Raw genomic sequence first — 14,066 nt, 5'->3', positions numbered from 1 at the left:
ACGGGCAGCTCAGCCGACGATGCCCAGCTCGTACGCCCGGATGACCGCTTCCACGCGGTTGCGGAGGTCGAGCTTGGCCAGCACCCGCCCGACGTTCGCCTTGACCGTCGATTCGCTCAGGTGAAGCCGCGCGGCGATCTCACCGTTGGTATCGCCCCGCCCGATGAGCACGAAGATCTCACGTTCTCGCGCCGTCAACTCGGCGAGCGCATCATCGGCGGTGTCAGAACGCCCGCCACCGAGGTGAGGAGCTGCGACCTCGATGAGCTTTGCCGTGATCCGCGGTGACACGACCGCGTCCCCGGAGTGAACGGCGCGTACAGCCGCGACGAGGTCTTCGGGCCGGGTGTCCTTGAGCAAGAACCCGGCGGCGCCGGCGGTCAGGGCACCAAAGGCGTATTCGTCGAGGTCGTAGGTGGTGAGCACAAGAACCCGCGTGTCGGGGCGCATGCTCATGATGCGTTTGGTGGCTTCGATGCCGCCGACACCCGGCATGCGGACATCCATCAACACGACATCCGGCTTGAGCCGTTCCACGGCACCGATCGCGTCGGCCCCGTCGCTCGCTTCACCGACGACGACCATTCCCGCCGTTGACCCGAGCATGAGCCGGAAGCCGTAACGCACCAACTCCTGGTCATCGACGAGAAGGATCCGGATGCTGTCTCCCACTACCCATCCTCCCGTTGCAGGCGCGCAAAGACGCGCCATCCACCATCCTCGTGCGGCCCGGCCTCGATCACGCCGTCGTACAGCGCGACCCGTTCCCTCATTCCGAGAATCCCTCGGCCGGTGTTCGAGGATAGCGCGACGGACGAGGACAGATCGCGGACCACGATCGTCACGGCATCCGTCAGCCACGTCACGATCACCGTCGCCGACGTCACCCGCCGGGCGTGGCGCAGGACATTGGTGAGCGACTCCTGGACGATTCGATAGACCGTCAGCCCGAGAGCCGGGTCTACGGATGGCGCGCCGGTCACGACGAGACGCACCGGGAGGCCGGCTGCAGCGAATTCGGTCACGAGCGACGTCAGTTGTGACGCATCAGGCTGCGGTGCGTGGGTGGGCGCGCCCTGGTCGACGCGGACGGAGCCGAGCAGACGGCGAACTTCTCCGAGTGTCCTCCGTCCGGTCTCAGCCACCCGGGCGATCGCTTTCTTCGCTTCGTCGGGCCGTTCATCCGCGGCAGCGTGGGCGCCGTCGGAGATGGCGATCATCACGGTGAGGCTGTGCGCGATGACGTCGTGCATCTCACGCGCGATCCGCTCACGTTCGAGGATTCGTGCCGTCTCCGCCTGCTGGTCACGCTCACGCGCGAGTCGCTCGGCGCGGTCCACGAGCTCGCGGATGTGACGCTGACGATGTCCTCGGTTCGTGCCCAGGAGTGTCGCGATGAGAAGCACCATGGCTATCACCGAGTACAGGTTTACCCAGTCCAGCGATGTGCCACCGGGCACCATTCGCGGCGCGAGGCCGAGGATCGGGGGCAGGAGGCTTCCCCGAGCGGTGAACGCCAGCGCGCCGATCGCACCGCAGGCCATCGCAATGGTGAAGGACAACCACGCGGTCCGGGCGTTGCAGCGCACCCCCGCGCTGTAGACGGCCACCACCGCGAGCAGCGATTCGGCGCTCGATCCGCCGACGAGCGAGAGCACGGGCAGAACCATCGCTCCGGCGAACGCGATTCTCGGGTAGCGGTGGCGTCCGGCGAGAACCGCGATGCCGCCCACGCCGAGAGCCACCATCGGCCACAGCGGCGTGACGTGCGGAGGCTCGAGCGACAGCCACCCCATGAGCACAGCGAGCGTTACGTACACCACCATGATCAGCGCGTTCGGGATCCACGACTTCCTGGCTTGCAGGCGGATCCGGGGAGCGCGATCGCGCGGCACCTCGATCGAGGTGCCGCGCGATCCGCTGAGCGGGGGAGTCAGGCGTCCCCCCGACGCAGCCGGATGGCGCCCAGCACCAGGAACGCACCGGCCCACACCGCGGCCACGAGCCATCCGGCAGCCGAGCTGACATAGCCGTTGGCGAGATTCAGGAACCCGCCGTCGAACTCGGCAGCGCTCGACATCGCGTCACCCGCCTTGGACATTGAGAGAAGATGGACGTTCCTGACCAGTTGTGATGCCGGGAGGACCGACAACACGATGGGCAGCAGAAGAATCACTGAGATGACGGTTGCAACGCCGGCAGCGACGGCACGAAGCAGCGCCCCGATTCCCAATCCGAGGATAGCCGAGAGGCCGACGTACACGGCCCCGCCGACCAGCGCCATGAGCACTCCCGGTTCTGACAGCCCGATCTCGATCCCAAATCTCTCGAACATCGGGTAGGTCAGTGCCCACGACCCGAAGAGGGCGACGAGAGCGGATGCCGTCACCGTCAGGAACAGGACGACCGCCTTCGCCGCGAGAACCGACAGGCGGGTCGGAACAGCGATCAACGTCGACTGAATCGTTCCGCTCGAATACTCGCTGCTGATCACGAGCACTCCGAGTACCCCGGCGATGAGCTGGCCGAAGAGGACCGTTCCGATGGTGACCTGATCGAGCATGAAACCAACGGATGCCTGCCCTGGCAGTCCGGCGTCCTCGAGCGTCAGACCCAGCGCGGCACTCACGGCGAGGCCGAACAGGGGAATCGCGAGGAGAAGCCCGATGGTGGAGCGAAGGCTCGTGAGCTTGATGAACTCCGAACGCAGGACGCCTGAAAACCTCAACCGGTCCGGGCCGGGAACGAAGGTCGCACGTGACTTTTCGAGAGTACTCATTTGTGGGCTCCTGTTCCCGCTGCGCTCGACGAGCGGTATTCGACTTCTCCGGCGGTGAGGGCGATGTACGCCTCTTCGAGCGACCCCGACATCGAGGCGATTTCGTGCAGCACGATGCCGGCGGTGGACGCGGCAACGGCGACCTGTTCGGCGGTGAGGCCCGAGACCTCGATCGCACCGTCGGCGAGAACGGAGACGACGACGCCAGGACCGGCGATCGTCGCCATCAGGCGCTCGGATTCATGAGTGCGGACGCGCGTCACCGAGCGGGTGGCGCCGGAGATGACATCCGCGATGGGGTCATCCGCGAGGATTCGACCGCGGCCGATCACGATGAGCCGGTCGGCGGTCTGCGCCATCTCGCTCATGAGGTGTGACGACAGGAGCACGGTGCGGCCCTCGGCAGCCAGGTTCCTCATCAGAGTGCGCACCCATCGGACGCCCTCCGGGTCCAGGCCGTTGACCGGCTCGTCCAGGATGATGGTTGCTGGATCTCCAAGCAGGGCTGTGGCGATTCCCAGTCGCTGGCCCATCCCGAGCGAGAACCCGCCAACACGTTTGCCGGCAACGGAGTCGAGTCCGGCGAGGCCGATGACCTCCTTCACGCGTGCGGCGCCGATGCCGTGCGTCGCGGCGATCGCGAGCAGGTGTTTGTAGGCCGACCGTCCGCCGTTCGCCGCCTTCGCATCCAGGAGGACGCCGACTTCGCGGAGGGGTGCACGGTGCTCCCGGTAGGGGCGCCCGTTGACCTCGGTCCGGCCCGACGTCGGTTTGTCGAGCCCGACGATCATCCTCATGGTCGTGGACTTGCCGGCGCCGTTCGGCCCCAGGAACCCCGTCACCTGACCGGGCCTGACGGTGAAGTCGATCGAATCGACGGCGACCTTGTTTCCGTATTGCTTGACGAGAGCCTGTGCTGTGATCATGTACTTTCCCTTCGCATAGTGACGAGGCTACGAAGGTTCCGCCGCTGGCACAGTGCACGACGGTCTCGCCGTGTTCGGCGACCAGTACCGGGGTACTGTCCGGGTCCGTTTGCAAGCTGTGAACCGCATCCCAATCCCTATCGGTGTCGTCACGAGCGATATATCGTTGAGTGTCGTTCGTACACAATCGGGAGGTCATCATGGGTAACTCATTCCCCACTGGAGGATTCGGCGCCGGCATCCACACCGACGGTATGTGGCAGATCATGGACCAGTTGAGGTCGACATTCGACAAGCGACCCTCGGGTCGAATGGGCAAGGGTGACGTGCGCGCCGCCGTGCTCGCGTTGCTCGCCGAAAACCCGATGCACGGATACCAGATCATCCGTGAGATCGAGGAACGCAGCAACGGATCCTGGAAGCCGAGCGCCGGCTCTGTCTACCCGACGCTCCAGCTCCTCGCCGACGAGGGGCTCATCACCGCTGAAGAACTGAACGGCCGCAAGACCTACACTCTGACCGAAGCGGGTCGTGAAGTGATCGCAGAGTCGGAATCCGCGGCACCGTGGGAGAGTTCGGGATCCGACGAGAAGACCGGATTCACCGCCCTTCCGAAGGCGGGAGTCGAACTCGCGCAGGCCGCTGCGCAGGTCGGCCGCTCCGGTTCGCCTGAGCAGGTCAAGCAGGCGGTGACGGTGCTCGACGAGGCGCGTCGCCGGCTTTACGCGATCCTCGCACAGGACTGACGGCGGTGCCGCCGACCCGGCAGAGGCAACAACACTCGCAGTCCGGGGCAGGAAACACGCGCGCCCGCTACCGTCGCATTCTTCGGTTCGCGGGATGGAACCTCGCGGTGACGTGGTGGTTCGAGCTGTTCCTGCCCCGCATCGGGCTTACCCGGCTCGCGGAGCGAACCCGGCCGCGCCGGATGAAACGCTTCGCACGACGGTTCCATGTGCTCGCCGTCGACCTCGGCGGCCTGATGATCAAGGTCGGCCAGTTCATGTCGTCGCGCCTCGACGTGCTCCCACCCGAGATCACGAAAGAACTCGAGGGCCTGCAGGACGAGGTTCCTGCCGTGCCGTTCCCGGCGATCCGGGCGCTGGCGGAGGCAGAGCTGGGGGTGCCGCTCGCACAGGCATTCGCGACGATCAGCGAGTCGCCGGTGGCTGCGGCATCCCTCGGCCAGGCGCACCGTGCGACCTTGAGCGCCCTGGATATGGCCGACACCGGGCTGACCGCGGCCGTGATGAAGGTTCAGCGACCGGGCATCGATGAGATCGTCGACGTCGACCTCGCCGCCCTGCGCAAAGTGGGCGGATGGCTCAGCCGCGTGCGCATCGTCTCGAATCGAGTTCACGTTCCCGCGCTCGTCGAAGAGTTCGCGGTCACGAGCCTCGAGGAGATCGACTACCTGCACGAAGCGGCGAACTCGGAGCGATTCGCGGCGAACTTCGCCGGCGACGACAGGGTGGCGGTTCCCGCGGTGGTCTGGGAACGGACGACCTGCCGTGTTCTCACCCTCGAAGATGTCACGGCGATCAAAATCACCGACCGGGAGGCGCTGCTCGCCGCCGGAATCGACCCGGGCGAGGTCGCCTCGGTCTTCGCCACGGTGATGTTCGACCAACTGTTCACCCACGGGTTCTTCCACGCCGACCCCCACCCGGGCAACATCTTCGTCACTCCCGTCGTCGGCGGCCCGGGCGAGCGACCGTGGAAACTGACGTTCATCGACTTCGGCATGATGGGCGAGGCCCCTGCCAGCACCCGCAGTGGCCTGCGCAAGATGCTCATCGCTGCCGCAGCTCGCGACGGCAAAGGCCTCGTCAACGCGATGCGTGACCTCGGCGTGCTGCTGCCCACCGCCGAGACGACCGAACTCGAACGGGCCATGGTTGAGCTGTTCGCGCGGTTCGGCGGCATGGGATTCGCCGAGTTACGTGACGTCGACCCGCGGGAGTTCCGCGACTTCGCCAAACAATTCGGCGACGTCATCCGTTCGCTGCCGTTCCAGTTGCCGGAGAACTTCCTGCTGATCGTTCGCGCCATGTCACTCACCTCTGGTGTGTGCAGTTCCCTCGACCCGCGGTTCAACCTGTGGGACTCGGTCGAGCCGTACGCGGCCCAGTTGCTGCGTGACGAGGGCGGCAATGTCGTGAAGGATGCCACGCAGCAGGCTCTCGAAATCGCCGGTATCGCCGTGCGACTGCCGAGGCGGCTGGACAACGTCATCACCGGGCTCGAGGACGGCACCCTCTCGGTGCAGAGCCTCGCCCTCGAACGCCGTGTTGCGCGACTCGAGCGCCTTGCGCAGAGACTGCTCTCGGCAATTCTGTTCGGTGGACTCCTCATCGCCGGCGCCGCGGTTCGTTCGGACGATGCCGGGCTCGGCACCGTCCTGATGGTGGCGTCCGTTCTGCCACTGCTCCACGCGCTCTTTGCACCTCGCCGCGGTTAGGAGCCGCCCGGCTACCGTGTCGGCGACTGCTGTGCTTCGTCGGGGTGATTCGGGTTCCAGCCGAACCAGCCGTCCTCAGCCGCCATCACCGTCCACGTTCCACACGCGAACACCTCGCCAGCCTTGTAGGGGTCGGGAGAACCCTCTACCTGGTAGGCAGGGGCGGACTGGCGGGAAACGACGGCACAGAGCTCGGGATCGAGCTCGGCGTCGCTGGCGGCGAGGAGAACCGCCGTGTCGTCGATCGTGGACTCGCGGATTTCGATCGCAGTGGCGTCTGCGGGCAACCAGGCGGCATCCCCCTTCCACCGGTCCGTGACCTCAGCCGCGGTGTCGAAAGAGACGCTCTGCTCCTTGGGGTTGAACCCGTCGACCACCGAGCATCCGGTGAGAGCGAGCGCGAGCGGAATGGTGGAGAGGAGGGCGAAAGTGCGGGCACGGTGGGCAGTCTTGTTCATGCCTCCATCGTGCGCGAACGACCGGATACGGGGCGTCAGTCCGCGGATGTATCCGGGTAGAGCTCGCGGATGACATCGTCGGCGGCGAACTCCTGTCGGTCAGACGGTGACATCGCTAGTTTCTTCGGCCAGGAGACTGCTCATTCTGGTCGCGGCACCGTAACCGTCGTCGTTCGGGTCTGGAAGGGCTACGGGCGGTTCAGCGAATCGCCGTCCCACGTGAGATCGGCGTCGGTGCGGATGGGCAGCACCTCAAGGCCCGGCGTCTGCACCAGCTCACGAATGAGCTGAGTAGAGCCAGCGATGAGGGTCGAGTCGAAGTCGATCTCGGTCGCGAGCACCCAGGAATGATCGTCGGGCCAAAGGATGCTCGGCGACTGGGCCCACATGACCTCTGCGACCCAGGGCGCTCGACCGGGCCACGCGGCATCCGCCAGATCGTTCGCTCCTGCTTCGAACAGGACATAGCGCCGCCCGGTGTTTCCGTGCAGATCGAAGCGCGATCCTGCCGCGACCTCGCGGCGAAGGAGACCCGACCCTGGCTGCGGGTCGCGGATGTCCGGTGCCGGCGCGTCGTCGCCCGCCTCGAAGCGAAGGTAGGCGACCCCTGCTGCGCTGATGAGTCCGCCCCATCCTTCCCACACCGCGGCGATCCCAGCATCCGGAGTCGATGTGTGGCGAGCGAGAACCGCGGATGCCACGGCGAGCGAGGTGGGATCGAGGCGACCTTCTTCGGTGTCGCCGTAGCGCCAGCCGGCAGCATCGATCACTCCGCCGACGTCACCGTAGTCGCGTCGAGCGAGTCGGGCGAACTGCGCTTCGGCGTGCATCGTCGTGCCGAACGCGGTCGCGACCTCAGCCCACGTGGCGCGCTCGGTCTCGAGTGCAGCGCCGATGTCAACGACGTCGTCGAAGTGGGTCATCTGGTCGACACCGTGCCAGGTGCGGGTGTCGCGCGGGCGGTCACGCTCAACCGGGTGGAAGAGGCGCGCATAGGCTTCGAAACCGCGAGGAACAACAGAGAGGATGCTGCCCAGCGGCTCGGCCTCCATCGGGCGCAGCCACTCACCGCGCGAGATGTCGGGCTCCCACTCAAAAGGTTTCGGCATGCGCTCAGTCTGGCCTATCTCCGATGACGTAAGGGCTATCCCTCCTGTCACGCCGCAGGGAGACAGGACTCACATTTCTGTAGGGTGAAGGCCACGATCGAAAGAAGGCGAGTCTTCCCATGGCCGAAGCTCCTGGTCCGCTCGACCACACGTTCACCGCGCCGATCGGAGTGGAGGTGAAGGGGGAGATGTGGTCGTGTGTCGAGATGCCCGACTCGACCGACTTCTTCGGCACCGGCAAGTCGGTGAGAGTGGCGGCGACCGTTGACGATGAGCCCCTCACCGCCGGCCTCATGCCCACAGGCGCCGGCGGGCACATGCTCTCGATCAGCGCGAAGCTGCGGAAGAAGCTCGGCAAGGAGATCGGTGACAACGTGACCGTTCACCTCAGCGAGCGACTGAGCTGAGTGGCTACGCACGGGTGATTTTGCTGCGAAGATGAATGCCGGAAAGGGCAACCACATGGCATCCGAAGCGAACGCAGTCACTCTCGAGGCGGAGCTGTTGATTCCGGACGTTCCAGCGGTCGAACAGGTCTATCCGGCGTCGCTGCCGACTCCGAAGCTCCACGCCCGCTGGATCGAGGATGAGGGCGTCTCGCTCACCTTCATCGAGATCGGTGACATCGCCATGCACGTCGAGACCACGGATGAGGACCTGTCGTGGCACCTGCACGTCGGTGGTTATGACGGACCGCCGCTGGACGGCACGCCCTGGGATGAGCAGACCACCGAGGCGCTGCTCCTGTGGATGGAAGAGTTCGCGAGCAAAGTCCACGTCTGCATGGAGACGATCGACGAGGACATCTTCGACGCCATCGACCTGTTTGAGGCAGGAGCGACGTCCGCACCGTTCTCGGCCGCGGGTCTCGAGCCCGAAGACTGGGCGTCGTACAAGAAGGAAGACTTCCTGGTGTTCCGTGTTGCCGCTCCCGGTCAGGCAGAACCGCAGATCTGGACCGGCACCGGCGACGCGTGGCACCTGCACGACGAGGAACGCGACGGTGACGCTGAGCTGCTGTGGACACCGCCCGGCGCCGAAAACCACATCCACCTCGGCGCCGTCATCATGTCGCCGGAGACCGGGCTGCCCGCGACGTTCGCGAACCCCGCGATCGACTGGGACGAGGTCGGGATGGCAGAAGACGACGCCATGGACTGGTTGCTCCGGGAACACCGGAACTGTGTCTGGGCGTCAGCCATTCACGATGCCATCACCGAAGAGGTGCTCAAGATGCTCGGCGGGTTCACCGCACCGGTGGTCTCACCGCATCGGGTGGGTTAGCGCACCAGAGACTCGAGTACCCGGATGCTGTATTCCAGCCCGCGCTCGGACCGAACCAGTGCGCCGGTGCGTTCCGCGCGTTCCCGGAACGAGTCCATCCGGGCCAGCGCTGCGTCCAGCCGGGTTTTTGTGAGCTTCTTCCGCGGGATCGGCGCCGGACCGAGGCCCAGGGTGTGCACGCGCTGACCCCAGAACGGCTGGTCGGCGAGAAACGGTACGACGATCGACGGGATGCCGGCGCGCGCGACGGCATGAACGGTACCGGCGCCACCGTGATGGATCGCCGCCGTCGCCCGGGGCAGGACGCTTCCGTGCGGCACGGTTTGCGCGACGAACACGTCGTCGGTGCGGTGCGATCCGGGAACGCGGAGCCCACCCCATCCTTCAGCGGCGACCACGCGGCATCCGATCGTCCTGGCTGATTCGATGATGGCGACCGCACGGCCGACGGGATCACCGCCGACCATCGACCCGAATCCGGCATAGAGGAACGGGCCACCGGCGATGAAACTTTCAAGCGCTGGATCGTCATGGCCGTGAGAGTCCTCGTCACGCCAGGCGCCGGTCAGGTGGACGGTCGCGGGCCAGTCCTTGGGCCGGCGCAGCAGTTGGGGGCTGATCGGCAAGAGCGTCGCGGATGGCGGCGTCGGTGTCGGAGTGGACGGCCGGGGGAGCAGCGTACGCGCGGCAGCGAGCTCCCTGCGGAAGAGTGCGCCGGCGCTGTTCACCGCCGTGTACGTCGCCCGGTTGAGCGGCCCGAGGTTTGCCCGCGAAATTGCCGGGGCAGGGAAGGCGCGCGTGGAGGTGACGGAGGGCACCATCTCGACCAGGACATGCGGGACTCCCAGCGCGTCGGCGACGAGCGGCGCGCTGAGCACCTTCGGGTGGTAGACGATGAGGTCGGGTGCGAAGGTGAGTGCCTCCCGAACCGCCGTGGCGAGGAACCGCTTCATCGCCGGCCGGATGCTCTCAGTGAATGCTCTCGCTGCACTCAGAGCTGAGAGACCCTGCGGCGCGAGCGTCGCGAAGTCGATCCGGAGGCTCACCGCGTCGATCCCGCTGAGGTCAGCGCCTGAGTTGTCCGGCACGCCCAGACGCACCGAGTGACCGTGTGCCGCCGCCGCTCTGGCGAGCGCGGCGAAGGGTTCGACGTCGCCGCGGGAACCGCCGGTCAGGAGGAGAATTCTCATGAAAGCCGTCCCTTCGCTGATGCTCGTTTCGTCGCGGAGCTCACTCGCGATCCTGTCGTTCTTCGACCGTAGTCCGTCTCCGGCAGTCACAGTGAGCGTGCCCAGGCAGCTCTCGCCGAATGCACTCAGGTTCGAGAGCCGGCGATCACCCGCGTACTGTCATCGAATTGCTCCGCATCGGCGGCCGATTGGCGCCGATCCAGTCGGCCACCGACGGCTCGCAGCGCGGCGAGGATCGTCGCAAGATCGACCAGTTCCTGGAGCAGCGCCCCGGCCGTCGCCGGGATCATCCCGAAGGCAGCGATGACCATGAGTACGACCGAGATCGCGATCCCCAGCCAGATGCTCTGCAGCGCGATCCGCACCGTGTCGCGGCCGATCCGGACGGCGCGCGCGACGCGAGAGATGTCGTCGACGAGGATCACGGCATCCGCTGATTCGCTCGCAGCAGTCGCGCCTTTGGCACCCATGGCGATGCCGACGTCGGCCGCCGCGAGGACCGGCGCGTCGTTCACTCCGTCTCCGACCATGATCACTGGCCGCTCGGTGATACCCGCGACCTCGGTCACTTTGTCTGCGGGCAGGCACTCCGCGCGCACTCGGGTGATACCCAGTTCGGATGCCACGTGGTGCGCGGTTTCGGAGGCGTCGCCGGTCAGCATCATCGAGTTCCGCACCCCGAGCGTCTCCAGTCGCTGGAGCGTGGACTTCGCGTTGGCGCGCACGCGATCGCTGGCCAGGAGTGCGCCCGCGTACTGTCCACCGATCGCCACATAGACGGCAAGTTCGCCCGCGTCGATCTCGGTGCGCCTGGCATCGGGAGCATGCTCAGCGACGAACGCGAACTTGCCGACGACGACCTCGCGGCCGTGCACCCGGGCGATGACGCCATTGGTGGCGGCTTCGCGCGCATCTTCTGCTTCGTACAGAGGCAGCCCGCGGTCCCGGGCGGCGGCGATCATCGACGCGGCGAGCACGTGCGAGGAATATTGTTCGACGCTCGCGACGAGGCTCAGGACCTCGTCGGCGGTGAACGGAGCCTCCGCGCGTACGCCGGAGAAGGCCGGGGTTCCGTGGGTGAGTGTCCCGGTCTTGTCGAAAACGACCGTCTTCGCCGCGGACAACTGCTCGAGCACGCCACCGCTCTTCACGATGACTCCGTTGCGGGCGGCACGGCTCATCCCGCCGATGAACGCGACAGGGGCGGCGATCAGCAGCGGGCACGGGGTGGCGAGCACCAGCACTTCGGCGAACCGGACCGGGTCACCGCTCACCCACCACGCCACCGCACCGAGGATGAGGGAGAAGATCGTGAACGGCACGGCGTACCGGTCGGCGAGGCGAACAACGGGTGCTTTGCTCTCGGCAGCATGCGCGACCAGCGCGACGATCTGCTGGTACTGACTCGCCGCCGCTGTTTCCGTCGCGCGGATCTCGACGGCGGCCTGCCCATTGACCACTCCGCTGAGCACGGCGTCGCCGGCGCGTTTCTCCACCGGGATGCTCTCACCGGTGATGGAGGACTCGTCGAGGCTCGTCTCTGCGGAGAGCAGTATCCCGTCCACCGGCAGGATCTCCGACGGCCGAACGAGCAGGACGTCACCGACTCTCACCTCCGAAACCGGCAGGTCGCGGTAGCCGCCGTCGACAGCGAGGTGCGCCAATTGCGGCGCCCGGCTGAGCAGGGCATCCAGTTCGCGTTTCGCGCGCTGGTTCGCGTACGCCTCCAGCGCTTCACCGCCGGTCAGCATGAGCACGACGAGCAGGGCGGCGATGTACTCACCGACGACAACGGTGGAGACAATGGCCGTGACGGCGAGGATGTCGAGTCCGAACTCCCTGCGCAGCAGGGCGCGCACCATCCCGATGCCCTGCCAGGCCGCGACGGCGAGGGAGTATGCGCTGAACAGCCACTTGACCACATCGCCGGCACCGGCAACGGCCAGCAGGATCCCGGAAATGCCCACAGCGATCGTGAGAGTGACCGGCCAGAACCGCCGGGCCAAACCAGCAACGCGGAGCATGAGACCAGTCTGTCGGATGGCGACCCGATTCAGAGCCGCTGTCGGCTCTGATTGGGCGCAGCATCTTTGCGAGCTCTCTCGATAACACCGTCCGGGTTGGGCAAGGATGGGGTCATGAGAATCGCTGTTGCTGGAGGGACCGGGGTCGTCGGGCGCCACGTCGTCGACATCGCGCGCGAGCGCGGGAACGAGGTCGTCATCCTCTCCCGGTTCACGGGAGTCGACCTGCTGACGAGGACCGGCCTCGATCAAAGACTCGAAGGAACGGATGCCGTCATCGACGTCACCTCGATCCTCACGCAATCGGGCCCGAAATCCCGCGCATTCTTTTCCATCGTCACGGCGAACCTTCTCGAGGCGGAAAAGGCGGCGGGAGTCGGCCACCATATCGTTCTCTCGATCGTCGGCAGCGATCGGGCACCGTTCGGTTACTACGCCGGGAAGGCCGCGCAGGAACAACTCGTGACCGGGGGCGAGGTCCCGTGGACGATCCTTCGGGCCACACAGTTCCACGAGTTCGCCGGGCAACTGTACTTGCGGATCAAGCTCGGACCGGTCAACATCGTGCCCACGATGACGTCGCAGCCGGTGGCGGCACGTGAAGTCGCCGAGCGCCTCGTCGAACTCGCCGAAGCGACTCCGTCCGGCCGGGCGACCGACATTGCCGGCCCGGAGGTGCTCCGGATGGCAGACATGGTGACGAGATACAAAAAAGCGATCGGTGCCCCCGGCCCGGTGCTCGAGGCTCCTCTGCCTGGTGGCTTCGGCACCGCCATGCGGGACGGCACCCTCCTGCCCGGCCCCTCGGCCGAGCTCGGCAGCCAGACCTTCGCGGACTGGGTGGCAGGAGTCGAGCAGGAGCACCGCGGGACGGGACGCTAGCTCTCCCGACGAACAGAGGGCCACGGGGAATTCCCCGTGGCCCTCTTGTTTGTGCGTCGCTGTTAGACGATGGCGGCGCGCAGCTCAGCTGCAGCGGCGCCGACATCGGACGCGCCGTAGATAGCTCCGCCGGCGACGGCGACCTGTGCACCTGACTTCTGCACCGATGCGATCGTTGAAGCGTTGATGCCGCCGGCGACCGAGAACGGTGAACCGGATGCTTCGCCGTCACGCAGCAGCGTCGCGAACGTGAATCCCTCTTCGGCCTGCTCGTCGAGTCCTGCGTGCATCTCGACGAACTCAGCGCCCAGGGCGATGACCTCGCGTGCGCGGCCCGGCTTGTCTGCGACACCGATGAGGTCGACGACGACGCCCTTGCCGTGCTTCTTCGCCGCGGTGACGGCTCCGGCGATGGTGCTGTCTCCAGCGACACCGAGCACGGTCACGAGGTCAGCACCGGCGGCGAACGCGATGTCTGCTTCGAGCTCGCCGGCGTCCATCGTCTTGAGGTCGGCGAAGACGATCTTGTCCGGGTGGGCCTCCTTGATCGCGGTGATCGCGGAGAGACCGGCGCTCTTGATGAGCGGTGTGCCGAGCTCGAGGATGTCGACGTGCGGCGCGGCGGCGGCAGCGAGCTCGAGAGCGGCCTCGGTGGTCAGGGTGTCCATGGCGAACTGCAACTTCATAGTGTTTCCTTCGGTTGTGGGATGGCCCGCGCGGATGCGATCAGGCCGAGAATGTCGAACGAGTGTTATTCGAGATTGGAGTGACGAGGCCAGAGCTCGTCTGCGGTCTGCCCGGAACGGAGCCACAGGCTGTGGAAGAGCGCATCTCCGAGCAGCATGACCGTCTGCTCGAACAGGCTTCCTGCGTACTGGGCCGAGACGGTGGCGGAGCGATCGAGCTTGCCGGCCGCAGGGACGACAACGGTCGCTGTCGCGAGTTTGGCTAGC

Annotated in this window: 15 protein-coding genes; 5 read left to right on the top strand and 10 right to left on the bottom strand. The window is 66.4% G+C overall.

Features of this window, described 5'->3' with window-relative positions:
- Positions 1–9: 9 nt before the first annotated feature.
- The 4 genes from D9V29_RS12250 to D9V29_RS12235 form a co-directional block, all read right to left on the bottom strand.
- The gene (locus tag D9V29_RS12250) at positions 10–672 is read right to left on the bottom strand and encodes a response regulator (RefSeq protein WP_375154069.1); all 663 of its coding nucleotides are present in this window, start codon (positions 670–672) and stop codon (positions 10–12) included.
- Entirely contained in the window at positions 672–1,826 is a 1,155-nt protein-coding gene (locus tag D9V29_RS12245) for a sensor histidine kinase (RefSeq protein WP_121673673.1), read from the bottom strand. Before D9V29_RS12245 ends, D9V29_RS12250 begins: the two co-directional genes overlap by 1 nt.
- A 107-nt stretch (positions 1,827–1,933) precedes the next feature.
- Positions 1,934–2,779 (bottom strand): ABC transporter permease, encoded by an 846-nt coding sequence (locus tag D9V29_RS12240; protein WP_121673615.1) that lies wholly within the window; start codon positions 2,777–2,779, stop codon positions 1,934–1,936.
- Positions 2,776–3,705: an ABC transporter ATP-binding protein gene (locus D9V29_RS12235; protein ID WP_121673614.1), complete on the bottom strand. Its 930-nt coding sequence runs from the start codon at positions 3,703–3,705 to the stop codon at positions 2,776–2,778. The genes D9V29_RS12240 and D9V29_RS12235 overlap by 4 nt, the downstream gene beginning before the upstream one ends.
- A 200-nt stretch (positions 3,706–3,905) precedes the next feature.
- On the opposite strand from D9V29_RS12235, the gene D9V29_RS12230 reads away from it, so the two are divergent.
- Together D9V29_RS12230 and D9V29_RS12225 are read left to right on the top strand one after the other, a co-directional pair.
- Positions 3,906–4,451 carry a PadR family transcriptional regulator gene (locus D9V29_RS12230; RefSeq protein WP_121673672.1) on the top strand — a complete coding sequence of 182 codons (546 nt, stop codon included), beginning with the start codon at positions 3,906–3,908 and terminating at the stop codon, positions 4,449–4,451.
- A gap of 5 nt (positions 4,452–4,456) precedes the next feature.
- Positions 4,457–6,166 (top strand): ABC1 kinase family protein, encoded by a 1,710-nt coding sequence (locus D9V29_RS12225; RefSeq protein ID WP_121673613.1) that lies wholly within the window; start codon positions 4,457–4,459, stop codon positions 6,164–6,166.
- Positions 6,167–6,177: 11 nt separating this feature from the next.
- Here the strand turns inward: D9V29_RS12225 and D9V29_RS12220 are convergent, their stop codons facing one another.
- Together D9V29_RS12220 and D9V29_RS12215 are read right to left on the bottom strand one after the other, a co-directional pair.
- Positions 6,178–6,624 (bottom strand): hypothetical protein, encoded by a 447-nt coding sequence (locus tag D9V29_RS12220; protein WP_121673612.1) that lies wholly within the window; start codon positions 6,622–6,624, stop codon positions 6,178–6,180.
- Between the two features lie 188 nt (positions 6,625–6,812).
- Positions 6,813–7,733, bottom strand: a complete 921-nt coding sequence (locus D9V29_RS12215) for a hypothetical protein (protein WP_121673611.1) — start codon at positions 7,731–7,733, stop codon at positions 6,813–6,815.
- A gap of 119 nt (positions 7,734–7,852) precedes the next feature.
- On the opposite strand from D9V29_RS12215, the gene D9V29_RS12210 reads away from it, so the two are divergent.
- Both D9V29_RS12210 and D9V29_RS12205 read left to right on the top strand, forming a co-directional pair.
- The gene (locus tag D9V29_RS12210; RefSeq protein WP_121673610.1) at positions 7,853–8,140 is read left to right on the top strand and encodes a DUF1905 domain-containing protein; all 288 of its coding nucleotides are present in this window, start codon (positions 7,853–7,855) and stop codon (positions 8,138–8,140) included.
- Positions 8,141–8,171: 31 nt separating this feature from the next.
- Positions 8,172–9,017, top strand: a complete 846-nt coding sequence (locus D9V29_RS12205) for a hypothetical protein (RefSeq protein ID WP_147436279.1) — start codon at positions 8,172–8,174, stop codon at positions 9,015–9,017.
- Here the strand turns inward: D9V29_RS12205 and D9V29_RS12200 are convergent.
- Both D9V29_RS12200 and D9V29_RS12195 read right to left on the bottom strand, forming a co-directional pair.
- Positions 9,014–10,207 carry a glycosyltransferase gene (locus tag D9V29_RS12200; protein WP_229790597.1) on the bottom strand — a complete coding sequence of 398 codons (1,194 nt, stop codon included), beginning with the start codon at positions 10,205–10,207 and terminating at the stop codon, positions 9,014–9,016. The two genes, D9V29_RS12205 and D9V29_RS12200, sit on opposite strands and share 4 nt — an antisense overlap.
- Before the next feature lie 125 nt (positions 10,208–10,332).
- Positions 10,333–12,231 carry a heavy metal translocating P-type ATPase gene (locus D9V29_RS12195; RefSeq protein WP_121673608.1) on the bottom strand — a complete coding sequence of 633 codons (1,899 nt, stop codon included), beginning with the start codon at positions 12,229–12,231 and terminating at the stop codon, positions 10,333–10,335.
- 114 nt (positions 12,232–12,345) lie between these two features.
- On the opposite strand from D9V29_RS12195, the gene D9V29_RS12190 reads away from it, so the two are divergent.
- On the top strand, positions 12,346–13,113 hold the full coding sequence (locus tag D9V29_RS12190; RefSeq protein WP_121673607.1) for an SDR family oxidoreductase: 768 nt from the start codon (positions 12,346–12,348) through the stop codon (positions 13,111–13,113).
- Between the two features lie 62 nt (positions 13,114–13,175).
- Here the strand turns inward: D9V29_RS12190 and hxlA are convergent, their stop codons facing one another.
- Together hxlA and D9V29_RS12180 are read right to left on the bottom strand one after the other, a co-directional pair.
- A complete protein-coding gene (gene hxlA, locus D9V29_RS12185) occupies positions 13,176–13,799 on the bottom strand; it encodes a 3-hexulose-6-phosphate synthase (protein ID WP_121673606.1) in 624 nt (207 codons plus the stop codon).
- A gap of 65 nt (positions 13,800–13,864) precedes the next feature.
- Positions 13,865–14,066, bottom strand: a 202-nt coding sequence (locus tag D9V29_RS12180; RefSeq protein ID WP_510754754.1) for a phosphoheptose isomerase family protein, incomplete at its 5' end; no start/stop codon positions are given.

Source organism: Mycetocola manganoxydans, from assembly GCF_003667545.1.
GTDB lineage: Bacteria > Actinomycetota > Actinomycetes > Actinomycetales > Microbacteriaceae > Mycetocola_A > Mycetocola_A manganoxydans.
This window is presented reverse-complemented; position numbering and strand designations above follow the sequence as displayed.